Source organism: Fibrobacterota bacterium, from assembly GCA_019509785.1.
In the GTDB taxonomy this organism is placed as follows: Bacteria; Fibrobacterota; Fibrobacteria; order UBA11236; family UBA11236; genus Chersky-265.
In genome coordinates, this window is record JAEKLQ010000077.1 from 1 (window position 1) to 24,393 (window position 24,393).

A 24,393-nucleotide genomic window follows, 5' to 3' on the forward strand; every position below is an offset into this window, starting at 1 on the left:
GACAGCTTTCGGCCTGGGCCCCCGCCGGCAGCGGAGAATATTTCCAGGGATCGCTGGACGAATTCTGGGCCGTCCACGCGGGCCTCGCCGATGACTTCGTAAAACTGTCTTATGAAAACCTGAAACCCGGCTCCCGCCTGATCAAATGGCCTTGAGGAGCGGACATGAATATCCCAAGGAGGCACGCATGAAAACCATCATCCGATTCGGGTTGCCGCTCCTGGCAGCCACCCAGCTCTGGGCCCAGACGACACAGCCGGTCCATCCGGGATTCACTCTGACCTCCCTGCGCCCGGCGAATTTCAACCCGATGGTGAGCGGCATAGACTTCCTGTCCGACGGACGCATGGTCCTGACGACCTGGGACGGCTTCGGCAAGGGACGTAGCGAAATCTACCTGATCTCCGGCTTCACGTCGGGAGACGCCTCCAAGGTCACCTACAAGACCTTCTACAAGGGGACCGGCCTGAACGAAGTCCTGGGCGTGAAGGTGGTGGACGACAAGATCTACGTCATGCAAAAGGACGGACTTTCCTACCTGCCCGATGCCGACAAGAACGATTCGGCCGACAACATCGTCAAGGTGGGGAGCGGTTTCGTCATCGAGTCGAATGCCCAGAACCTGGAATTCGCCTTGGGCTTGGTCTACAAGGACAGCGCCTTTTACGCGGGTTTAGCCACCAATTGGACCCTGGACGCGAAACAGACCAATGAACGTGGTTGCGTCGTCAGAACCAGGGAAACTGGGTTCCTTCTTCCAAGCTCCTGCACATCCTGCAGGGCCATTTCTACGGGGTGCATAAGTCCAACCCCGGCCCCGGTCCGTTCGACAGCCAGCCGGAAACCCCTCCCGCCATCTGGATGGACGACGGAGCAATCTCCATCTCGCCCACCCAACCCGTCTACATGACTTCGGGCCCGTTCAAAGGACAAATGGTCGCCGGCGACAATAACATGGGAACCTTGCAGCGTTACTCCCTGGAAAAGGTGGCCGGCGAATGGCAGGGAGCCATCTTCCGCTTCTCGGGCAGCCTCGATGCGGCGGCCAACCGCATCATGACCGGCCCCGACGGAGCCTTTTACGTGGGCGAGCTCGGCACCGAGGAATGGAGCGGCTGGGCCTGGTCGGGCAAGAATTACGGGCTGCAGCGCCTGGCTCCCAACGGGAAGGCGTTCTTCGACATGTTCGCGGTCCGCTCCCTGGGATCGGGCAAGCTGGAAATCGAATTCACCGAGCCCGCCGGCGATGCCGCCGGTATGCCGGCCAATTACAAGGTCCAGCAATGGAACTACACCCCGGTTTTGGATTATGGCAAAGGCAAGCAAGCTCCCGTCACGAACCTGAGCGTCAAAACGGCCACCTTGAGCGCGGATAAGAAGAAGGTGACGCTGGAAATCGACGGGATGAAGGTAAAGAACGTGGTCTACCTGAAGCTCAGCAACATCGCGGCCGCGAACGGCGATGCCATCGTCGGAACCGAAGCCTGGTATACCCAGAACGCCTTCGGCCCCGGAACCGATCCGGTCGTGCCCACTACGGAAGTCCGCGCGGGCTCCCGTCCCCTGGCGGCTCCGCGCTTCTCCGCTCGTTCCGCTGCCGGCGGCCGCTGGTCCATCGCCATCCAAGATGCCGGCGTCCATTCCCTGGAGATCCTCGATCTGAACGGCCGCTTGCTCGAAACCGCGACCCTTTCGGGCGCATCGGAATTCCTTTCCCGCAGCGCCTACGGTTCGGGCTTGTACCTAGCCCGGGTGCGTGGCCCCCAGGGAGCGGTTTCGTCCCAGGTTCTCTGCGCCGGAAAGTAGGCTTGGCGAACCCGGCCGCTTTTCTGCTCTTGGCCGCCCTGATCGGGGCGGCGGCCGGCCCTTTCGGGCCGGCTTCCCGGCACGGGCCGCGGCGGGCATGGGTGACTCCCTAGCCAGCTTCCTGCCGGAAGGCATTGCTTACGGGGGCTACGTCCGTTCACCAAAGCGCTCCTGAAGCCGATCCGAAACCCAATCTTAACGCCTTGCCGTTCTGCCCGCCCGGGCGGCCGACACGCTCGCGCAATCGATACCAACTTATATGGCTGTCCCGGATCGGGGATGGAAATCCCGGAAACAGGACCGTTCTCCGCCCCGGTTGGCCTTTCCGTCCCTTTAGGGAGGATGACGCGGAGGCATGCGGTTTGCATATGCCCGGAATGCCGGATACCGGCCCATCATAGGAGAGAATGCATGAATATCGTAAAGAGGATTTCGTCGGTCGGCCTCGCTTCCGGAGCCGGGCTTTTGCTTGGCGGTTGCCTCACCCAGGATCCCGCGAGTGCAGAGGGCTATGTCGAGGTGATTTCGGTCATTCGAATCACGGGAGGATTGGATGCTATCTAATCGGATTAAAAATATTTCTAATAATTTAACTGTGTGGTTCCTTCTAATGGGGGGCAGTGGCATTTCACAAGCGGCGCCCACGGACTACAGTTTTTCCGACGCGGCGGCATCTACTACATATTCATCAAATTGGCTTCCTGCCACCACCTACGATAACAACATGTATACCGTGTGGAGTAGTAATACCCATTCGGTGGCTCAGTCTCCCGAGTGGCTTGCCCTATGGTTCAGTAATTCCCACTCTACCTTCCAATCGATTAATTACGTTAAACTGGCTACACGGCTTATTAATGGTAACGCATTGGGCTTTCCAATAGAATTTACGGTTTCGTGGTCCGATGGTTCGGCATGGCATTCGGCACGCGGATTTACACATTTCCAGAGACCGACATCCCAATGGGTGACGTTGACGCTTCCGAATACCGTAAATGCCAATGGAATCATGATAACGGCGAATGTTCTGGGCGATGACATGGCCGGCAACTATGTCTTTCAGCTAGCGGACGCCAAAGCGGGATATGATCCGGATTTAAATGGGGTCGAATACCCTGTAACAAGTGTCGGGGCTTTAACCGGGATTTGGCCTCCGACTAATTTGAAGGACAATAACCTCGCAACAATGTGGAGCAGTAACGTTCACACCACCCCGCTCACCACCGAATGGATCTCGTATTGGTGGTCTGGCTTACAAAAGGTTAACTATATAAAGTTGAGGCCTCGATTCGGAAATGGCACTACGCTTTCTTTCCCTACCAGTTTCACCGTCTCTTACCAGTCCGGATCGCAATGGATTACAGCTAATACATACACTAACTTTCCGACTCCGCTCCGCGACGATTGGATTATTTTGCCGCTAAAGGGCACCGTCTCCACTAACGGAATCCATATCGTGGCGGATGGATTGGGTCGCGACGATGTCGGGAATTACGTTTTCCAATTGGCGGAGGCCAAGGCCGGTTACAATGCGGCATTCGACCAGTTTAAGTTCACAGGCAATAATGGAATCACGGCAAGAAACGAAATCCAAAATGTCGGTTCCCAAAGCATTAATCGCCCGAATCAAATAAATAACTGGAATTTTGACGAACGCGGGGTAATTGTATCTCCAAGTTCGGGAACTTATCGAAACATCTATGCGCCTTTTGCGGTCAATAAAAGCGGTTCAAGTTGGAATATCTATTTCGGCGGTTGGGATGGCGAAAGTCCTGCTCCCGGTACTCTTCCAAATGATCGCGTTTCCATGACGACAACCAACGATAATTTCATGAACATTAGCAACCTCCATTCGACAATCATTTCCAATGGAACCTTTCAACACGCGAACAATGAATGCGTATTCAAGGTTTCATCAACCGATTGGCGCATGGTTTACACAACCCTTCCAAATGGTTCGAATATAAATAAGCCTGGCTATGCAACCTCGCTGGATGGCGTCAATTGGACGCCCGCTGCAGGTAGCTGGAGCTACCTTCTCAATATGAGTGGATATTCAAATTGGATTGCTGCCGATGTAAACGGAGGGAACACCATATACCGAGAACCAAATGGGACATGGCATCTTTATTTCATCGATAACCCGAGATTCGACGGCATCCATCACGCGACCAGCACTGATTTCATCAATTATACTTACGTAGGAGACCCCCTTAGTACCGCCGGTAGCGCGATGACTGATTTTAAACCCTTTTCCTACGGCGGTAATACTTATTACATGGGCCTATTCCCATATCCTAATAATAGGATATCTGCCACCGTTAGCATGAGCCTATCTACTTTTCCTCCATTGCAAACTCTATTCACTAGTTTTGGGAACGGGTTTAATGACAACTATTTCACCACTGCCGGTTGGGTACAGGATGGTCAACGGATTTTCGGAGTCCTCTACGGGGCTGCCCCAACTAATGATTTGTTGAATGAGCGCATCTTCGCCCGCTGGTTGCAGAAAAAGGTTATTTTCGAGAATTCAAGTGGCGTTAGATGGGGTGACGTGGAATACGGGTACGGCCCGGATCGAGTCCGCATGATCCTCGCGGCCGGTAATAGCGTGGAAACGGGTCGATTTTCAGTTTACGACACCGATGGTTCGACCTTGCTCTACCAGAGCCCGCTTGTTACCATGCGGTCGGGAGACGTTTGGAGCTATAGCGCCGGCTACTGATCCGGATGTCTGATTTCTAACCTGCGATTTCTGCATTTCATTAATATGGGGTGCAGAAATCTACGACCCCTTTCCACTGAGGAAATGGACCTGGAGAAACACCCGCCTGCTCAAGCGCCCCCCTCCCCCGCCTTCTCATGGGCCTCGCGCCAAGATTGAATCAACGGACTTCGCATATGAAGTCCGGCCCCGATTTCGCCGCGCATGAAGAATGCTTTATTCCCCGAGTTCATCCGGAAACCTAGGGCTGGCTAGAGGACAGGACGTAAATCGTCGGGCAGGCTTTTCGGCCGATCAAGTAAACGTGTGAGCAATGTAGGGATGGAATGAAGCCCGGCGCCGCGACAGGCGGCATCGAATAGGCAAGCGGCGGGAAATCAATCCCGAAACCCGGAACGATGGCGGAGCGCCAATCGATACCAACTTATATGGTAGTCCCGGATCGTGGATGGGAATCCCGGAATCAGGACTATTTTCCGCCCCCGGTTGGCCTTTCTGTCCCTTTCGGGAGGAAGACGCGGAGGCATGCGGTTTGCGTATGCCCGGTATGCCGGGTATACCGGCGCATCATAGGAGAGAATGCATGAATATCGTAAAGAGGATTTCGTCGGTCGGCCTCGCTGCCGGAGCCGGTCTTTTGCTTGGCGGTTGCCTCGCCCAGGATCCCGTCTCCGAACCCGGTTCGAAACCTGCGGCAACCGCCGCGTACATCGTATCGGGAACCGAAAATTACGGCTGGTACCGCGTCACGGGCGGCAGCCCGGCGAAGGACATCGGATGCGGACCCCGGGAGTCCCAGGGCGTATGGATGGAGGGCGGCCAGAGCATGTACTTAGGTGCTCCGTTATGGTATTGGCCCGGGCCGGGCTCGAACTATTTCCAGAGTAACACCAACAACCCCAACATCGCAGGTGTAGGGATCGACGTCGGGCCCGATAAGAAGCCCTGGATAGTCAACAACCACAACGAGATCTACCAATTCGACGGCTCAAGCTGGATTTACCGCGATCGAGGCCGGGATATCGGCATCGGCGGCGATGGGTCGGTTTGGCGTATCGAGGACAACCTGATCGGTTCTTCCGATTACCAAATCAGCAGATGGAACCCCACCACCGCTACCTGGGACCCCCACGTCACCGGAGGAGGAGTGCGCATCGACGTGGATGCCGGAGGCAATCCATGGGTCATCAATAGCGCCGGACAGATCTGGAGGAAAAATCCCACCAGCAACACATTCACCCAGGTACCCGGGCTTTCCGGGGTCGATATCGGGATCGGCGCGGGCGGCGTCGTTTTCGTCTTGAGCACCGAATCCTATAACGGAACCGCGGATAAGAAGTTGTACCACTTGATCGATTCCAATGGCGGTTGGAAACTGACGAATGGAGGCGGAAGCCGGGTTTCCGTGGATAATAACGGCGACCCTTGGCTGGTTACCGCCAGCGGAGACGTCTGGACCGGGACCTAATTACCGCTAGGCGCCGCCCCGGTACCCCGATTGACCTGGGGCGGTAGAGGCGGGCCGCAAGGCCGCTCGGGGCAGGACCTGCCCATGGCAGGCTCCCTACCCCAAACGCTCTTCCTCGGGAGGTCGCCCGATCACGGCAAGCTCAGGCGGACCGGAATGGCCTCCCGGCATCGAGAACCAGCTCAAGATCCATTGGAACCTGAAGAACGGCGGAAAACCCTGCACGGCCGCGGTGGGCGATTGCGACCAGCTCTAGGCCGGCGATTATTGGATCCAGAACGGCGTTCAAATCACCAATAAAGATGGTCAATTGACCCGATTGGGTGTTTCCTAGTTGGTCGGGATGGCGGAACTCGAACCCACGACTTTTTACCAAAATAGACGATGGTCGCGGTTCTCCACGGCTTCATTCATGACTTGGTGCACGGCCATGCGCGCCGAAATGAAGCCGACCAGACAGGCCATAGTAAGTTCCCAATGGTGGGCGGAAACGAAGTAGAATCCGGTCCGCCTTGGCGCCGACCCGGTCAGTGAAAGGGTCCGCGTCTTACATTCCCCTTCCACCGCCTCCCGGAGGCGAGCGAGATCCGATCCGGCCACGGTCTTGGCCGCGAAGGTCCCGAACGGCAGGAGCATCTTAAGATTCATGAACGGTTGCGGCAGGCGTTGCCTCCTCTCGCGAATGTTCCCACGTCCATTTTTATTACTCGTAAGGATACCGAAAAACCTCATTCGAATTATCGGGTGGATTTGTAACGATTCCGGGAGCGGTCCTGACTCAATCCCCTGCATGGCCTGCTGTTCCGGTGCCCATGCCCGAATCCGCGCCGAGGCTCACCTCGAGACGCTTCGGTTCTACAGTAGTAAAATCATAAATAAAGGATAATAACATGAATATCGCAAAATCCCTTTCCGCCCTTACCCTCGCGTTCGCCATTATTGGCGGCGCCGTCATGATCGCCCCCGCCTCCTCGCATGCGGGGAACTCCGGGTTCATCAGCAATGGCGCCCTCAAGCACAACAACATTCCTTGTTCCGTGCGTGGCGGAACGTCCAATAATTGCCGTGTCGGCACCCCTGCCAATCCCCCCCCCAAAATTCGCCCTTGCCTCAAAATCCAACGGTGCCGCGGCTAAGAATCCAGGCCATGGCCTCTCTCCTTGGATAAGCCAATGAGCAAAAGACCCCCGGGAACCCCCGGGGGTTTATCACAACCCGCTCCCCCACCTACCCTATGCCACTTTCCAAGCTCCATCGGTTCGGGTTGCTAGCGCTCCGTGAAGGACGGCGACCTTCGCGTCCATGCCGCCTTTGTGAGAGCGGCCTAATGGCCTATTCAGTCTATTCCAAAGGCCCGTAAGCGTGGGACGGGCCTTCATCCTCTCCCCAGGTCGCTACGGTCCTGGGTTTCGGCCGTACGGTCAAGGTTTTGGCCACCGTTCCTGCGGCTGCATTGATTTGAGTGACGGTCCCATCCAGATTATTGGCTACGAAGAAAAGCTTATTATCACCGCTCATGGACTCGCCGTGGAATAGGGAGCTTTTTCCGATATCCAGCGACGCGGTTTGCACGGGGTTGGCGGGATTACTGATGTCGAGTACCGCATGCTTCGCCGCGGAACCGGTGCTATCGCCGCGCGCGGTTCCCATTTGCACGTACATTTTATTGCCGCTGATGGAGATATATTGCCCGTCCGCCGTGGCGGCCTCCGTGCCGAGGATAGAGCGGGTACATCCGGGACCATCGTATTTAACCGCCACTTCATTCACTACCGAGTCGGTCTGCGCGTCGATGACCACGACCTGCCCGACTTGGCAGGCCGATCCCGGCCGCGTCGTATCCCCTTCGCGCGGAGAATTCTGCAGGGTATAGATGTAACGGCCCAACGGATGCGGCAGGGTGTAACCTCCGCCCGAACCCTTGGTTTTCAGAACCCGGGCCGTCGGCGTACCTGCGTCGATATCCACGGAAATGATGTTGCCGGGACCGGTGGCATTGCAGTAGCCATGCCCATTCAGCTTGGATGTGCCGCAGCCATGGGGCTGCGCAGGTCCTTTGATGCCCAACTCGCCGGCCGACCACGCTTTCAACTCGGTCACTTGGGCGGGATTCGAGTAATCGTACACACCCAAAACCTTGGCCGTGTCGCTGAAATTGCTAATCACCGCACGATGCTGGCTTCTGCTGAAACACGCCATGTGGTGGCTAATGCCGATGGCCGCTTCGCCTACCGCCTTGATGGAGGCCGTGTCCGAGGGGGTGCTGATATCGATGAATAGCGCGGAGTTGAGGGTGGCGGAATTCCCGACGACTTTCCCATCGTTTAAAGTCATCCAGTACTGTTTGCCGTTGTATCGGGGCGTTATGTAGGAATGCACGGGACGGATGGCGGTTCCCCCGGGTAGGAAGGAAGGAATGCGCTTGATCGGCAACATCGCCTTGCCGTCTACAACAAGCACTTCGTTCCGGCTGGTGAGATTTACGAGCAGCACCCCATTACTCAAGGCTTGCATATCGTTCGGGTCGGTCACGTCGGCGATCTCCCCCGCCTGCTGTTCTCCCGTGGCGATGTCGTACGATGTGAGCGAACCCTGATGGGCTACGAAGAGCAAGTGTTTGGATTTGCTTTTCGGAGATCCATAATCATCCGTAACGCAGCCAATCATCAGAACCGCAAGAAATGAAACCGCGAGAAAGGTTACCGTCATTCTGATTTTGGACTTCATTTTGAAATATTCCCGTAATATTTTGTGGATTGGATTATTTGCGAGTCGAAATTTTTGTCGTATGCTTCTGCGCGGCCGCGACCGCCATTGGGCGTGCCGTCCAAATATGTCTGTATTCCTGAGTAAGAAGACGATGGCAAGCAGCCTTCGCCGCAGGATGGTTACGTGGAGACGGCAATATTGCGCAGCCCGAACGCAAAAAAAAGGAGACCGTCCTTCTTTAAAGGGACTTTGGTTACGGCAATAAATTCCGGATTTCAGGATTCCCTGTGGATCGCCCTGCGTTTATGAATCGGCGTAGGACGCGGTCCGATTCCGGGATCCTGCGGCCGGCCGCGTCAAAGGCGGTTCCAGGGTTTGCCATCCGGGCCGAAGAGCCTAGGGCTTTCTTGACTATGCGGTTGCCGGACCTGCTCGACCAGAACCATTTGTTCGTCGTGGAATAGAGGCCTTTGGGATTGAACCAGCGGGCCGAGTCCACGCGGGTTGGGGAAGGAGGCGGGTAAAGGTCGTCCGAATCATCTGCTTGCCCGCCGTGTCCCCCACGGGTTGGCCGTCCTCGTCCACCATGGGTTCATTGGTTTCGACGCTATCGACCGATCCCACGGCGGCCCCATTGTAAATCGTTCCATTGGCATACGCATATTCTATGAGTCCTCGACAAGGGATGATAGGGCTTCGGTTCCTTCGGGAATTTCTTTCGGTCCGCGCGGATAAACCTATCTAGGTAACCGCCCCGCTACGCATCGATGCGGGATGGAATACGGCTTTGGTTACGGACTTGTTCAAAGAAAAAACCGGAATATGGAGCGGATACCTTTCCGGTAGTCCGGACCGGGTACATCCGGTTACGGATGCGCGTCTCGATCAATCCATCTCCTACCATAATCCAAATGTTCGCGAGGACGCGTAAATGACGGCGGCCGATCCGGGCTTTTCAGCGGCGATAGACAGGGGATGATCAGGGCATGGAGATTGCCCGGCAAACTGCCAGACGTGATCTTGGCGATGGTAAAGTGGAAGATGGCTTGCGCCTATCCCCCGCTTAACGCATCAGGGAAGGCTTGAAAAGGCATCGGGACGCGGACCGGTATTCCGCCCCAGCAGCCATTCCCCCGTCCGATAATCGGCGAAGGGTCGATACCCATGAGCGCGGGTCTTGCCGCGTCCCAGGGACGCTACCGTCTTCAGCCCCGGTTCCAAGTCCACCATCCGAACCACCAGGGTGTCATTGAGGAAGTAGTACATTTCCAACGCGGTGATGTACACCACATACTTGCTGGCGTAATAGGGCGGTTTGGAGACGAAGTGTCTCAAATCGGGGTATTCCAGAATATTCAAATAGGGGTATTCCATAAGCTTGTGCCCCTTGAAGAACGCATCGGTCTTGGCGGTATCGATGACTTCAACCAGGCGGAAGGATGCGGGCGAGCAATCCTGCTCGGTTGTGTCGCAGGCGATGGGTTTGTCCGATTTCAGGGAATCGTTGAGCAGCCAATAGGCGGTGTTTTTGAGGCTTACCTCCACTTTGAACACATCACCTATTCCTGCCGTATAGTATTTCTTCTGGAAGTCGTAGTCGACTCTCGATTGCGCGAAGCCGGAAACAGCGGCCAAACCCAGCGCAGCAACAAGAATCATCATCCCGTGTTTTCCAACCCCGCAGCCGGCGAGTCGATTCATTGTATTCCCCTTAACCATAGGTAACTCCGATAGTTGTTATGAGCAGCCGTTTACTCGGGGATCAGAGCCCGGAAATCACGGCCCGACGGGGGCTCCGGTCCAATCGCGGATACGGATGGTGCGGTCGCCGAAGAGATCGACATACCCGATGGTATCAACGCCGCTCCCGACCCGTGGGTGGGTGATGGGCCCGCTCATGATAAGACTCTGATCAGGAGGTCCTTCGAACGGGTAGAAATCAGGTGCCCTATAAGGATGCGGCTTGGCCAGATCGAAGTGGATGACATAGTCGTCCTTGTAAAGCAGCTTCATGCTCGCGCTCATCACGACCACATCCTCCGCGCCGATCGGGGTCAGGAGAGTACAATCGTAGCTTTGGATGATGATTTCCCGTCCGGATTCCAGGCGTATAAGACCGGTGCTGTGGATGGTGTGGCGCGGCAAGACGTCCTGATCCGAAATCGAGTCCACGGCGGTCTCCCAGGCTTCGCCTACCCCGGACTCCACAATGCGACGCGTATTCCTTTTCCCCGACTGGCTTTCCTCCGGGAGCGCGCAATGGGCGACGCCATTGCTGTCGTAATAGGTGATGGTGTCATTGACATAAAAGTCGCGTACCGGGCTCTTATACTGGAACAGCGTGGAATCACCCGCGCATGGCCCGGCCGAGGCGGCGACCTTCGAAGCCGTTTGTGTGGCGGGGAGAAGGGAGCCATAGGCCGTGCTGAGGGGCAACGGAAGTTGGCGGACTTCGGAGTTCATGTCCTGCAATGTCTGTCCGTATTTGTTGGGGAAATCATCCCAGCCTCCGCCATTGTTTTCCGCGGACCGGCTCTTGTCGTCCGAAGTCCTTTCCGATGTGGTAAAGCAACCGGCTAATAGGATAGCGGCTAGGCAGGACAGCAAGAGAGCGAGGTTTTTCATCGGTTTGATGCGTACCCTGGTTTTATCTCTTGTCTAGAAAAGCCGAGGAAATGTTACCGGATAATATATGGGCCGAAGCGAGCCTTGATACCGAAAATACCGGTATTTGGCGCTATGGTTACACCTTCCTGGCGAAATCGCCCGGAAACCGGAATTCCAGCCCGGCTCACTCTCCACCCCTGCCAAAGGAACATGGTTACGCCCCACTATCGGGGATGCGCGCCTGATTCGGATGGGCCGCCAATGGGCACGGTTTTAGACTTAGGGCGGCCGCGGATAAACGGGGATCCGTCGGCGAGGCGACCGCTGCCCCGCCCTTGGCCATATCCGGCGGAAGGGTCCGGTTGCGCTTGCCGCCGCTGCGCGGGAACACCTGTATGTTGAACTGCACGACCCTTTCGGAGGATTGATCGGCGCGAACGAGCTCGAGAAGCTCCTCCCGCATCTTCTCCACCCGCTCGAGGATGGCCTGGTACGTGCCTTCGCTTACCGTGAGCAAGGCCGAAGACACATGGCGTTCGGATGCCGGCATGGTACTCAGGAGATGGACGGATTGGGTAAGCCAGGCTTGCTGCAAGCGGACCAGGGCGTCCTTCATCTCTTCCGGAGGCTCGAGGAAGGAATGCGTCACGCAGTAGCGTCCTTCGCGGTCTTGCGCGACCAATTCCCACTCGCAGAGATCGCGCACGTAACGTTTGATCGAGGCCGCGGTCATGGGCGGGCGGAGGAAGTCCCCCAACACCTGGTAATCGCCGCGGAAGTCGCAGACTCCGATGGCGGCGCGCACCAGAGGGTAGTTAAGGTCGAGGTAATACTTGGATTGGCTCTGATTGAGACGGCGGAAGAAGCTCCGGTTGCGGCGGAACTCGAGCTTCCGCATGGCCGCCTTTTTTTCTTCCGTATCCTTGGCATCCGTTAGCGCCACCAGCACACGCAAGAATTCGACTCCGTTCCCATCCAGGGAAAGGCCCTCGCCCATGCGCCCGATGGCTGCCGAACTGAGCTTCCGGCGGCCCTTGATCACTTCGTTGAAGAAGCCCGGATTGGCGAAACCCGCCACCCGGGCCAGCTTGCGCTGTGAGAAGCTCGGGTCCCGCGATTGCATCCAGCGGAAGCGATCCTTGATAAATGCGCGGTAGTCCAGGTACTGGTAGATGTTGGGCTCGGATACTGCATCGGCCTGTTGTACGGGGGCTGGAGTCGCGGCTTCAGCTTCGGTTTCAGCCATTATCGAAAATACCAGGAAACTGGAAAGACATTCATCATAATTCGGAGTGTTGATAAAGTATAATCCCCGGGCTGAGGCGGCTGGAGGCCCATATTTTCCGGTGCGGCTAAAACTCTGCTAATAGTTCCAAAAGTTGATCCTCAATTCATCGCTCTCAAGGTCCCGCAGGTCCCGGTTGCGGCAGCTCGGGGGCCGCGTCCAAACCGACGGTAACCGTGGCGGGCGCGTGCGGTTTCGCATCCGTATGCAGAAACCACCACGCCGCCCCGGCGGAAATCGCCAGAACCCCGGCGGCGCCTCCCACCAGCCATTTCCCCGCCCGGCCGATACGGGACTCCCGTTCCGGAGACCCGCCCTCGTCGGCCTGATCCGATCCCGCGGCGTAAAAGGCCAGCCGGCCGTCCCAGAAGTCCTGGGGGGAGACGCTCTGCCCCATGGTATCCACGGCGACCCTGGTATTCGGCCGCGTCGGGAACCAAGTCCGTTTGTAGTAGCAATTGTTCAGGACCAGTTCCCGGGTGGACAGGAGGACGGGGGTGGACGCATTGTAGAAGCGCGCATGGCTGATGCGCAGGATAGCGCCCCTATCCGCCTGGATTCCCATCCAGGGCCTCTCGTCGGGGGCGAAGCCGACCACGTCGGCGGCGATGGAAGCCACGAGATAAGGCGGATCTCCCGGATTCCCATCGACCATGAGCTTGCCTCTGACCACGATTTTCCCGCCGGGTCCGGATGCGAAATTCAGGACCGATGAACCACATATAAGGGTCGTTTGGCCGCGAGGGACGATCATACTGTCGCAAGGCATGTTGTAGGGAACCCATGCGGTCGGAGCGGACCGGCCGATCAGCGGGGGCATGATGCGAAAGCCGGCGCTGTCGCCTTGGCATTTCCCCGCGCCGTGGGCGCCGATGGCGGAAAGCGCCAGCGCCAATCCCGCCCATGCGCTCATGGGCGTCCTCATCTGCCCGCCGATCCGCACACCATCTTCTTTCGCATGACCTGTGCCCCTTTTTCCGATTCCAACCGCACTTCGTACACATAGACTCCCGATGGCCAGCCGGCATCGCCCGCCACCAGCTCATGCTCGCCCACGGTGATGGCGCCCAGTTCGCGGGACTCGACCACGCGTCCGTCGAGGGACCTCACCTGGAACCGGCCCCGCAGGGGTCCGCTCAGGCCGCCGGGCACCCGGAACCGGATTCGCGTCGTCCCGCGGAAGGGATTCGGCGCGTTCTGGTCCAATGCGAATTCGGCGGGCAGGCTGCCCGAGAAGGAGGCGATGCCGGGGGAGACTGCCTTCCCATACAGGAGGACGAACGATTGCGGGCCGGCCGCCAGGGGCAATGCGTCCATTTCCGCCGCTGGGTAAACCTTTCCGTTCCCCAGGTCCAGGAGCGCACCGGACCTGCCGGACGCGTCCGCAGCCGGGTCAACGCCGGAAAGGTCCAAGGCATAGGTCCCCGCTTCCGGGGCGACGATCTCGAGCGGGATACGCAGGCTGTCCGTTCGCGCGACCTTGCGGAAAGCCCAACCCGTCCCGTCGCCGGCCCTGAATTCCAAAGCGAGTCCCGCATCGGAGATAGGCCGCATATACGGCGTCTGCAAGAACGGCCCGGACCGGTAGAAGACGGCGCTTTGGGATCCGCCCGGGCCCGACAGGGTCATCCGCAGGGCATCGGGCGCGGGAGCCGGGGGCGCAAACCCCGGCGCCGCCGTCTTAGCAGCCGTCTTTGCGGCCGCGATCGGTGGGAAAGGCTCGCCCGAGGCCGCGCCCATCCCGTCGCGAGCGGCCGCGGCATACGGATCGAAGGCCAGGTAGGTGGGCTTGAAGGCGTAGAGAAGGTAGCCTTCGAAAGGCTGCAAGGTATCCGGCACCGGCCAGTCATAGACCGCCCGGCTTCCGGCCGCCGTATCCAGGCGCCGTAAGGCCCGCGGGAAGGAGAGCGCGGTGGAATCGGGAATCCCCAACGCGGTACGGGGAAAGGGGAAAGGCAGCGGGTTGGCGATGAGATGCCAGCCGGGCCGGTCGAAGCGGAGGGTATCCGGCTTCAATCCGGAGAACGCGGCTCCCTGCGCCTTCGGACGGAAAGGCTTGCCGGCGGCCAGCAGATATCCCTTCCCGCGTTGCAGGCGCGTCTGTCCGGTGGGCAGCAGTCCGACCCATTTGCCGGAAATGAGGGTGTCCAGCGCGAGGATCTCCCCCGCCCCGCCATCCATCCCCGCCATGACGTTCGCCCCCATCGTCGCGCCGTCGAACGGAAATCCGATGAGATGACGGAACTTCGCGTGGCGGGTCGCGAGGCGGGCCTCGATGGCCTCCAGAGAAGGTTGTTTGCCGGAAAGGGGAATCCAATGCTGATCCGGAGAGAATCGATCGAGCGGGGATTCATAGATGACGCGATAGGCATAGAGCCGGTCCGGGGCCAGGGCCACGCGCAGGGTGGACTCGACCGGAACCAGGCTGCTCGATTCCATACGGAGAGCGCCGGTGGACCCGAGAGAGAGGAGATCGGCGCGGAATCGGGGCAGCGTCGCGCGCTCCGCCGAGGTCAGGCCGGGCATGAAGACGAGGGAATCGCCTCGGAAGGCTATTGCGGCCGCAGCCGCCGGCTGGGCTGGGGCCCAGTCGGCGGGCGTCGGGAATTCCACCAACAGCGCGGCGATCGCAGACGGGGGAACGATTATCGAATACCGTCCTCCGCTTTCCGTGAATGACGCGGCCTCCCAGATCCCATTAACGGAAACCAGCGCCCGCACCAGGTCTTTGCTCTGGGGAGCCTTCGCATCCAGGCAAAGCGTATAGGGGCTCTGCGGCACCAGGCTGTCCATCAAGATGCGCCGCGCGGCTAGGATGGTAAGGCGCGTGGTATCGAGATCGGCAGGGCGGAATCTGGAGTCGAGCGCCAAGTCCCCGGGCTTCGCGGAGAAAAGGCCCAGGACGGAATCGGACCCGTGGGCCAGATTGACCATTTGGCCTCCCGGGATACGGAACTGGCGGGCGACGAAAAACAGCTGGTTGCTATCCTCGATCCCTATGGAGACGCGCAGCCAACCGGGATCGCCCGGCAGCTGGGGCAAACGGATGATTACGCGCCCTCTCATCATCCAGATCCGCTGCAAGGAATCTGATAACGGGAACTGCACCGATAGGCTGTCTCCGGGGAGCCGGCCGGGCCAGGAAAATTTCAGTGCGGCCCCGAAGGCGCCCATGGACGGATCGTCTTGCGCGGTGACCCGGCTACTGGAATCCACCGCGAGCTGATGTCCGGCAGCGCTACGCGAGAAAATGCGGGCATGGGGAAGGATCAGGCTATCGGCCCCCGGACCGAAGGTCATGCGTTCCACCAGCATGGCTTCAAATCTCCCGAGCGGGTACGGCACTGCGCCCCAGTATCCCTCGGCCGAGTCCTTCACGGGCAGGAAGCGATCGCCGCCTCGCCAGAAGTACAGGGAGTCCTTCCTGAAAACGGTCATGCCGGCATTCGGGATCCCGAAGCGGACGGTCCCCTCGCCTTCCGCCGTGGTCGAGGCCGTGAAGGCGATTTCCCGTCCCTGGTACTGGGGCATTCTCCATTTCCGGTCGGCGGGCAGGAGCTGGGATGGGCCGAAAGCGGTCATGCCCGCCCGGTTCACCGAGGAGAAAACCAAGGAGAGTCCGGGAAGCAGGGGATCGGGCGAAGCGATATCCTTCCCGCGGAAAGTGTTCTGGCCGCTCAAGGCGGGAAGGAGTTCCCGGGCCCCCGCCAGGGCATTCCGGTAAAGCGTGCTCCCGCGCGGTCCGGCAGGGCCCGGGAGGTAACCCGAATCCGCACGCGCGAAAAGGAGCGGAATGCCATCGTCCCGGTTCGGGAGGGTCAGGCTGACCACGGCGGCATTGCCATTCATGACCAAGAGGGTGTCGTTGCGGAACCAGGGCCGCACCGAATCGGGAAGGTTAGCGGAGTAAGGAAAGGGATTCGTCTTGAGGGAAAAGCTGAGCAAGCGTGGAAAAGGAGAGGGCGCCACGATCGCGCGACCGCCGGCGATGGGCAAATCCAGGCTGGTATCCCGCGGGAACAGGTTGAAGGCGGGCAAAGGCAGATCGCCGTTCCACGCTCCGTGCGCGGCATCGCCGGGGATGCGCCAATCCCACGCAACGCCGGAGTCCAGTGCCGGAGAAATGGCCGCGTTACCGGGTTGGAACAGGAGACCGGAGTTGGGGTTTTCGAATCCGTCCCAAGCGGAGTAACGGACGTTTTCCACGGCGATGGAATTTTCCGGCCGATAGGTTCCGGGCTTTATCACGAGCGGGTACCGGGCCGTACCCACTTGGGGCACGTTGTTGCGGGCGGGCGGATTTGCGAAGTAATTGTTGTGGATGGATAAAGAGGCGGTGGTCCCGCCGTCCAGGTCGAACTGGGTTCGGTTAAAGGTATTGTACCACATCTCCATGCGACCCCCCATCCTGACCGTCAAGACCTCGGGGAGGTTGAACAGGTTGTTGAACAGGGCCATGCCGCCGCTGGGCGAGTTCTCCGTCAGCGCGATGGGCCCGGTGGAGACGAACATGGAATTGACGATGGAGATGCTGATCTCGGAACTGATCGCCGCTGCCCCCATGTTCGTGAACATGCAATTCACGAGGGAGACCTTCCCAGTCCCGCCCCAAGCGAGGGCCTTGGCAGGACCCGCCGCGTCCCCCTGCAAGGTGCACCTGTCGAGGATGAGCTCATTGTTCCCGCTCATGGCGGAGTCGAAGAGCGCGCCGGACCCCTCGAGCTTAAGGGCCAGGCCGCGGAGGACGACGACTCCCCGCTGTCCTTGGATCCGCAACAGGATCCATGGGATGCGCAGCGCCGCCGTATCGGAGGGGGACATCCGCTCGAACACCAGGGAATCGCAGCCGTTGTTCGTGAGGGACAAGGTGCCCGGATTCCGATATCCTTCTCCGGTGAAGCGCACGTGCTGGACCCCGGTGGCCGGAAGCGAGGAGGACAAAGCATCCAACCCTAACCGGGAGGAGCCATCGACGATGTAGTTGTCACCCAAACTCGGCGATGCGCCCATGGCGCAGGCCGCCGCGATCAGGCTCGCGCCAAAGCGGTTACGCACGGCTGCACGGCGGCTGGAGAATTGGCGTATCGGCATGTTGAAAAATATAAGGCGGGACCCCGTAACCATCGGACGGAAGGCGGAAGTAAAAAACCCGGCGTGGGACCTGGCTTTGGCCGGAGAAAAAGCCCGATTTTATAGGGCTTCGCGAAAACGCGTATGGGTAGCGTGATGATTGCTTCCCCGATGTGTGTAACCATGGGGCGATGACCCGATGCCACGGACCCGGATGGATGGAGGCTTTCACCGGCCGTCTTTTCGATTCAATTCTTCCGGGCCGCCGCTTTTAGGAATCGGGGATGGGCGCGGTTCGATGCCGTCAACCTGCGGCCGGCCATGTCGTAGGCGGTTCCGGGTTTGGCCATCCGTGGCGAAGAGACGTTGCTTTTCCTGATTGCACGGGTGTTGGACCTCGCCGACCAGAACCATATGTTGGTCTCGAAATGGACGCCTTCGAGACTGAACCAGCGGAGCGAGTCCACGCGATCGCCGGTCAAATACCAGACCTGCTTATGGAGTTCCTCCGAGGAACTTGTCCCCACGGGCGTGCAGGCATAGGTTTTCCAATCAGAGACGCAGGTAGTCACCGCGTTCGTCTCGCCTTTGGAGAAAATGATCTTGCCCATGCCATTCGGCACAATGGAATCCTGCTGGACCAGAGTCCAGGGTCTGGTCCCCTTGCGCACCAGGACCTGGACCAAATCGTATCCTGGTTTGGCAAGGCTGCGGGAACGTGTCGTCTGTATTACGCTCTTGCCCGTCTCGTCCTCCACGGTTTCGTAGTATTCGGTGCTGTCGATCTTTCCCTCGGCCGTATAGTAGTTCGTCCCGGTCATCTGGGACCCATCAGCGGAGACAGCGACAACGTCGACGGTCCTGGTTCTCGGGCGCAAGGTATAGGTCCCGATATTGGGCCCTTTCATCTCGAAGTCTAACCAGGTTTCCTTGGCCAACATGCAGGTGCCCGGCTGATAGGCGGCCGTATAGAAGCTGCGATACGGCGGAGACGTGGGTTCCATGCCCGGACTCGCCTCCCAGCCCAAGACCAGGATGGAATCGACCTGGGCGGATTTGAGGCAGTGATCGAACGGATCGAAAATCATGCCTTGGGTAAGGCCCTGTAGGCAGCCGACTAGGGTGGTCAAAATCTTGAAGTCAATTTTCATATGCGCATTCCTGTTACCCTTCGCAATGGGTTAGTAGGGCTGCCGTTTCTTCGGGATGCGGTCCGGGTCCACGCGGATAAACTTACCTAAGCCCCTCCCTCGATACGCCCGGGTGTTCCATGGAATGCGGCTTCGATTACAGTCTCGTTCGAAAGAATCCGCAAATAATCGAATCGAAATCCTTCCGGTAGTCCGGTCCGGGTAAATCTGGTTACGCCGGGGTTTTGGCCTCGATTAGCCGCTGGCGTAGATGGATCCGGCGTAGAGTCTTAGTCGGCCGGGTCTGAAGTCGCGGCCCGCAGTGCGGCAGTCAATTCCTCCAGCTCCCGCCGCAGTTTCACTATCCGCGCGATCTCCCAGCCCGATCGGCAGACCATCGTCGCAGGCACGTCCGCAGCGCGCCGCTGCAGTTCGCGGCCGGCCGCGGTCAGGCGTAGGCGCACGCTGCGCTCGTCGTCTACGCTCCGTTCCCGGCGCAGCCAGCCCTTGGCCTCCAGCTTCTTGAGCAGAGGCGAGAGCGTTCCTGAATCCAGCATCAGGCGACGGCCGAGTTCCGAAACCCCCAAGTCGTCCTCTTCCCAGAGCACGAGCAGGGCCAGGTATTGGGGGTAGGTCAGGTCCAAGGGGCCCAGCAAAGGCTGATATGCCTGGGTCATGAAACGCGAGGCCGAGTACAACGCGAAGCAGACTTGGTTACCCAGCCGCAGCGCCTCGCAGGCCTTGGCATCCAAGGCGACCGTGGGAGCCGCCTTTTCGCGGATTTTATTGCTTCGCTTCGGATTCGTCATGCATCCTCTCCATTATCGGGCCGCCTCCCCTAAATTACGAAAAGGGTCCTATTAAATGGGTATCAAATAAATTATCAACAATTAAATTGTATACAATTATATTGTGCGATATATTAAATCCAGGTAAAAGGAGAACATCATGATCGCGTCCAACCCGAAATCAAATCTTCCATCTCCCGCATCCGCCCCGATAGTCGGTATCCCTTTCCTGACCGCCGACGGCCGCAAAACCTCTTTGGGCGAATACCGCGGTCAAGTGCTCCTGGTCGTGAACGTAGCCTCTAAGTGCGGCCTCACGCCCCAGTACGATCAGTTGGAGCGCCTCCATGAAAGCTTGCAAAGAGAAGGCTTCTCGGTGTTGGGTTTCCCAGCCAACGAATTCGGGTCCCAGGAAGCGGGTACCGACACCGAGACCCGGGAGTTCGGCCGCTTCAGCTACGGATTCAGCGTCGCAACGAGCAGCTTCCCGTCGGGAGCCGCGGGGATCCAGGAGTTCTGCCGCGTCAGCTACGGAGTCACCTTCCCCGTTTTCGCCAAGATATCGGTGAAGGGCCCGGACATCCATCCGCTGTACCAGCGGCTTACCGCCGCGGTGCGCAAAGCTTGGCCCAAGCCCGACGGCACCCTCATGCCCAAGCTGGCCCAAAAGGGGCTGCTGGGAGCCGATGGCGAGATATCTTGGAACTTCGAGAAGTTTCTAATCGGCAGGAATGGCCGCGTGGTAACTCGGTTCGCGCCCGACGTGGCCCCCGACGATCCGGCCCTGCTCGAAGCCATCCGGACCGAGCTGGCCAAACCCGACCCCTCGCGCGCGGTTGCAGCCGAACCGGTCAGCTAGTGGGCGGGGGATAATAAATTCAAAACACCCGGCCGCCGGCCAACTGAATACGCAAACCCCGCACCTGATGGCGGGTCCGCAGGAAAAATGCGATTTCCGCGACCGTGAGCCGCTCGGCATTGGTGCTGGAGCGCAGTTGTAACCACTTCCCGTGGGACAAGCTGTCCAGTCGCCGTTCTCGGCGGCGTGGCGGCGTTGCTGTATTCCGACGTCATCGGCGGTTTGGTTTCAAGCACCGCGCTCACCCTGCTGGTATTATCGGTTTTATACAGCCTGGTCATGGAATGGAGGGATTCGAATCCACCCACCGGAAACAAAATGTGACGCAGAGAGTATCCTTTGGGGAGGTAAAATGAGTAACCGATTCACGGATGTCGTGACTCATATTTTAGCAGAATCATTCACTCCGAATGCTTGCAAAGTGAGTAGCCTTGGGGTCTCCATGGCATTCATAAGAATCGAAAAACACTACTTTCCAAATGAAATATTATGACTCTCTCCAAGACCCTTTCGACCTTGTCCCTGGCCGGCGCCATGGTCGCCGCCGTCGCCCTGTCCCCTTCCGATGCCGCTGCTGGCTTTGGGTTGCAGACGGTGGTCACCGGCGTCGTTGGCGGCTCGAAGGTTGTTAAGCCTGCGCCTAAGCCGCATAAGAACCACCGCGCTCACAAGTAGATGGACCGCAGCGGCAACGATTGCGGGAACAAAGGTCCGCTCCCGACTCTCGGGCTCGCGACGTCCCGTCTTCGGTAACCGGATGGCCCGGCCTTCTGGCCAAGCCTCTGTTTTAAAAGCCTCCGGGGAATCTCGGAGGCTTTTCATATTCAGGGTTCGATAGGAAATCCAAACCCGATCCACCCGAGGCTTGAACGGCCATTGGAGATAAGGGCTGCGCCACCCGTAAAGCAATCCAACGGTGCGGCGCGAACCCGCGATTGCGGGCCCCCTCCAACGGCCATCCTATCGATTCAATTCTTCCGGGCCCCTATCAATTTGAACCGGAGTTGTGCGCGGTCCGGATTCGAGACCTTGCGTCCGGTTACATCAAAGGAGGTTCCCGGGTTGGCCATCCGGAGCGAAGAGACCCCGGCTTTCCCGGCTATGCGGGAGCCGGACCTGCTCGACCAGAACCATTTTTCAGTCATGATATGGACGCCATTTTTATTGATGTACTGGAGCGAGTCTACGCGTCCGCCGGTCAAATAATAGGCTTTAGTAAACTGTGCGTCTTGGGACTTGGTTACTACGGGCGTGCAGGTATAAGTCTTTCCCGTCGAGACGCAGGTGGTCACCGCGATCACGTCGCCCGTGGAGTAAATGACCTTGCCCGCGCCGTTCATCACCACGGAATCCTGTTCGGTCAGGGTCCAAGGTCCGGTCCCCTCGCGGTGCCGGACCTGGAGCAATTCGTATCCGGGTTTTGCCAGGCTGGAGGTCCGGGTCGTCCACGTCACCTTATTGCCCATTTCATCCGTCACGGTTTCTATGGCATCGCTGCTGTCCATCCCTCGAGTTCCCGGCATTGCCGTCCCGGCCGTATAGTAATTCGTCCCTTTGCTCTGGGTCCCGTCGCTGAAATCTCCGACATAGTCGGTGGTCTTGGTTCCTGGGCGCAAGGTATAGGTCCCGATATTGGGCTTGTCCATCCAGTAGCCTAGGTAGAAGTCCTTGGCCAGCATACACGTACCTGGATGATAGGTGGCCGTATAAAGGCTGCGATAGGGCGGAGGCGTGGGTGCCATGTCCGGATCCATAACCACGGTCCATTCCTGCGTTGAATCGACCTTGGCGGATTCTACGCAGTTATCGAACGGTTCGTAGATCATGCTTTGGGATCGGCCCATGAGGCAACAGACAATGGTGGTTAAAATTTTGTAGTCGACTTGAATACGCATATTCTAAGAGTCCTTGAAAGGGAATGCTTGTGCTCTCGCGGGGAGAAAACCTACCCAGGATACTCTCCCGATATGCGAAGGGTGATGGATGGAATTCGGCTCTGGTTACGGCCACGCGGTCAAAAAAACCGGAAAATCGAATCGAAGCACTTCTGGTCGTCTGGTCCAGGTACAATTGATTACTATGCGCGCCTTAAATAACCCATCTCGCGCCTTAGCGACGAGCCTTACACCTGGAGAATGATGACTCCGTCCCCGAGGCATTGCAGGAGGTGGCGAAATACAAAGCGCAACTCGAAATTCGATCTCATTTTGAAGCAGGCCAAACATGCGTCCATGGCCGAAATCCAGACGGTTGGCGTGGCCCGGTCTGTCTCCCTATCCGCCCCTGAAGTACTTGTAATCGGAGTCAGTTTACGTCCCGAACGACGCGGACCGGGAAGCCCGTGTTCTTGTGGTGGAAGAGCCTGTCGAAAAAACTCTTGTTGCAGTCGAGATAGCGGTGCCATGCCCGGACGGAATCGTATTCCGTGGAACTCCACAAGTAAGTAAGGATTTGCTCTTCGAAAAGGCTGTAATAACTGCCGCCCCAATGGCGAAGCCCGCCGGGAAGGGCTGAAAATCCGCTCGTATTGTTTTTACTCTGGTCGTTTCCGATCGCCCCCTCCAGCGTGGAAGAACACCAATCCCCTTCTGTCGCCATCGACTTGGCGATCCGATTACCCTTCGTTGTTCCATCATAGTTGTATCCGCCCGCGATCAGGTAGTTCTGCAATGTATCCCAATCCGCATCGGTGGGTACGCGCCAGCCTTTGGGGGCCAGTTTACCGGTATGGACGGCATACCAGTTGTAGAACAAACCGTATTTCGCCTTTCGGGGAGAACCGCCTCCGTATATCCCGTAGGCCGGCGTTGACGAACCGGTCAAGTATATATTCAGCCAAGAGGCGCTATCAGGCACATTGGTAATCGGCGTCCCGTCGTCGTACTTCGTCGTTTTCAGATTTTCGATGGTCCACTCCTGATGGCCGAACCGGACGGTCCGATACGAATTCCCGTCGACGTCCCTTATAGTTCCGGTCATTAACGGAGCCATGGTAATCCTTATGGCGGAGGTATCCGGGCTCGACATCGGCAGGCGATAGAGCAGGTATCCCGCTTTGCTGAAGATAAGGGCGTCATCGATCCTCGCGCCTGCTCCCGCCTCCTTTACCGGCGAGCCCCCTTTCCCGGATGAATCCGTACCGCGATGTGGGATCAGGCCGGATCGGTCCGTGAACGAGTATTCCTTGTCTTTGATCGTGATGCGATGGATGTGCATGCCGTCGGAAAAACGAGGCAGCGATATAGAACGTTCTTCTGGTGATACGACTTGGCCGTGCGCTACGACAACGGCTCCATCGATATCCAGCGCCTCCACCCGGACCGCCACGGATTTTTCCACGTTTAAAACCAGCCGGTTATCCTTGAGGAGAAAAGGGAAATCAGTCCCGGATCCGGCCAGCGTGAAGCTCCCGTCCAAGCCCGTCCGGGTCGCAAGGTTGGCTTTCCCAAGCCGAACCATCACGTCCTCGATGCCCCGTCCTTCTTTGTCGCTTACTTTCCCGGTAATGTTTATGGATTGCGCCCAACATGATGCGGCCAACGCCAAAAGCGCCGGGATCGTCATTCTAGTTATCCCGCACCAACCGTACCGATAGTCCGTAAACCTTGGTAAAAGCACTGCTTTCCATGCCGTTTTTATGGTAATAGAGGCCACGTATCTTCACGAAATTCGAATCCTGCTTGGTGGAGGTCCACCAGAAGGCATACCAATTTCGATAGTAGGTTTCGCCTGCATAATCGCAATACCCATTCGGCTTGCCTGAAAAGCCTGTGGCATTATTGGCCAGCGTATCGTTGCCGATCGCTCCCGAGTCCGCGCTCGGAAGCCAATCCGTGTTGGCCGCCAGGGATTTCGCGATCTTGTTTTCGCCCGTGGTACCGTCGTAATTGTATCCGCCGGCTATAAGATAGGCCTCCAACGTATCCCAATCCGCATCTGTGGGTACATG

The 24,393-nt window shown here is 58.3% G+C and carries 21 protein-coding genes; 9 read left to right on the forward strand and 12 right to left on the reverse strand.

Annotation, left to right across the window (positions count from 1 at the left end; all coding sequences use genetic code 11):
* The 6 genes from JF616_20945 to JF616_20970 form a co-directional block, all read left to right on the forward strand.
* Positions 1–155 (forward strand): hypothetical protein (locus JF616_20945; GenBank protein ID MBW8890229.1); only part of this gene is annotated, 155 nt, incomplete at its 5' end.
* Between the two features lie 32 nt (positions 156–187).
* Entirely contained in the window at positions 188–910 is a 723-nt protein-coding gene (locus JF616_20950) for a hypothetical protein (GenBank protein ID MBW8890230.1), read from the forward strand.
* A complete protein-coding gene (locus tag JF616_20955) occupies positions 862–1,806 on the forward strand; it encodes a T9SS type A sorting domain-containing protein (GenBank protein MBW8890231.1) in 945 nt (314 codons plus the stop codon). Before JF616_20950 ends, JF616_20955 begins: the two co-directional genes overlap by 49 nt.
* A 411-nt stretch (positions 1,807–2,217) precedes the next feature.
* A complete protein-coding gene (locus tag JF616_20960; GenBank protein ID MBW8890232.1) occupies positions 2,218–2,370 on the forward strand; it encodes a hypothetical protein in 153 nt (50 codons plus the stop codon).
* Positions 2,360–4,528, forward strand: a complete 2,169-nt coding sequence (locus JF616_20965) for a hypothetical protein (GenBank protein ID MBW8890233.1) — start codon at positions 2,360–2,362, stop codon at positions 4,526–4,528. Before JF616_20960 ends, JF616_20965 begins: the two co-directional genes overlap by 11 nt.
* Positions 4,529–5,111: 583 nt before the next feature.
* On the forward strand, positions 5,112–5,996 hold the full coding sequence (locus JF616_20970; GenBank protein ID MBW8890234.1) for a hypothetical protein: 885 nt from the start codon (positions 5,112–5,114) through the stop codon (positions 5,994–5,996).
* 369 nt (positions 5,997–6,365) lie between these two features.
* Here JF616_20970 and JF616_20975 read toward each other — a convergent pair whose 3' ends face one another.
* Positions 6,366–6,632, reverse strand: a complete 267-nt coding sequence (locus JF616_20975) for a hypothetical protein (GenBank protein MBW8890235.1) — start codon at positions 6,630–6,632, stop codon at positions 6,366–6,368.
* Between the two features lie 254 nt (positions 6,633–6,886).
* Between JF616_20975 and JF616_20980 the strand changes: the two genes are divergently transcribed.
* Positions 6,887–7,132, forward strand: a complete 246-nt coding sequence (locus JF616_20980) for a hypothetical protein (protein ID MBW8890236.1) — start codon at positions 6,887–6,889, stop codon at positions 7,130–7,132.
* A gap of 205 nt (positions 7,133–7,337) precedes the next feature.
* Here JF616_20980 and JF616_20985 read toward each other — a convergent pair whose 3' ends face one another.
* From JF616_20985 to JF616_21020, 8 genes are all read right to left on the reverse strand, one after another.
* The gene (locus JF616_20985) at positions 7,338–8,609 is read right to left on the reverse strand and encodes a hypothetical protein (protein ID MBW8890237.1); all 1,272 of its coding nucleotides are present in this window, start codon (positions 8,607–8,609) and stop codon (positions 7,338–7,340) included.
* A 1,167-nt stretch (positions 8,610–9,776) separates the two neighbouring features.
* Entirely contained in the window at positions 9,777–10,406 is a 630-nt protein-coding gene (locus tag JF616_20990; protein ID MBW8890238.1) for a hypothetical protein, read from the reverse strand.
* A 75-nt stretch (positions 10,407–10,481) separates the two neighbouring features.
* Positions 10,482–11,330, reverse strand: coding sequence for a hypothetical protein (locus tag JF616_20995; GenBank protein ID MBW8890239.1), 849 nt, complete (start codon positions 11,328–11,330; stop codon positions 10,482–10,484).
* Positions 11,331–11,526: 196 nt separating this feature from the next.
* Positions 11,527–12,558, reverse strand: a complete 1,032-nt coding sequence (locus JF616_21000; protein MBW8890240.1) for a TIGR02147 family protein — start codon at positions 12,556–12,558, stop codon at positions 11,527–11,529.
* Positions 12,559–12,712: 154 nt separating this feature from the next.
* The gene (locus JF616_21005; protein MBW8890241.1) at positions 12,713–13,510 is read right to left on the reverse strand and encodes a hypothetical protein; all 798 of its coding nucleotides are present in this window, start codon (positions 13,508–13,510) and stop codon (positions 12,713–12,715) included.
* 8 nt (positions 13,511–13,518) lie between these two features.
* Complete coding sequence (locus JF616_21010) at positions 13,519–17,652, reverse strand: hypothetical protein (protein MBW8890242.1); 4,134 nt, start codon at positions 17,650–17,652, stop codon at positions 13,519–13,521.
* Positions 17,653–17,915: 263 nt separating this feature from the next.
* A complete protein-coding gene (locus JF616_21015) occupies positions 17,916–18,818 on the reverse strand; it encodes a hypothetical protein (protein MBW8890243.1) in 903 nt (300 codons plus the stop codon).
* A gap of 269 nt (positions 18,819–19,087) precedes the next feature.
* Positions 19,088–19,606, reverse strand: a complete 519-nt coding sequence (locus JF616_21020; GenBank protein MBW8890244.1) for a MarR family transcriptional regulator — start codon at positions 19,604–19,606, stop codon at positions 19,088–19,090.
* 139 nt (positions 19,607–19,745) lie between these two features.
* Between JF616_21020 and JF616_21025 the strand changes: the two genes are divergently transcribed.
* The gene (locus tag JF616_21025) at positions 19,746–20,444 is read left to right on the forward strand and encodes a glutathione peroxidase (GenBank protein ID MBW8890245.1); all 699 of its coding nucleotides are present in this window, start codon (positions 19,746–19,748) and stop codon (positions 20,442–20,444) included.
* Positions 20,445–20,933: 489 nt separating this feature from the next.
* Positions 20,934–21,119: a hypothetical protein gene (locus JF616_21030; protein MBW8890246.1), complete on the forward strand. Its 186-nt coding sequence runs from the start codon at positions 20,934–20,936 to the stop codon at positions 21,117–21,119.
* 293 nt (positions 21,120–21,412) lie between these two features.
* On the opposite strand, the gene JF616_21035 is transcribed toward JF616_21030, so the two are convergent.
* The 3 genes from JF616_21035 to JF616_21045 form a co-directional block, all read right to left on the reverse strand.
* Positions 21,413–22,270 (reverse strand): hypothetical protein, encoded by an 858-nt coding sequence (locus JF616_21035; protein ID MBW8890247.1) that lies wholly within the window; start codon positions 22,268–22,270, stop codon positions 21,413–21,415.
* A gap of 478 nt (positions 22,271–22,748) precedes the next feature.
* Positions 22,749–24,008, reverse strand: coding sequence for a fibrobacter succinogenes major paralogous domain-containing protein (locus JF616_21040; GenBank protein MBW8890248.1), 1,260 nt, complete (start codon positions 24,006–24,008; stop codon positions 22,749–22,751).
* 1 nt (position 24,009) lies between these two features.
* On the reverse strand, positions 24,010–24,393 hold a 384-nt coding region (locus JF616_21045), incomplete at its 5' end, for a hypothetical protein (GenBank protein MBW8890249.1).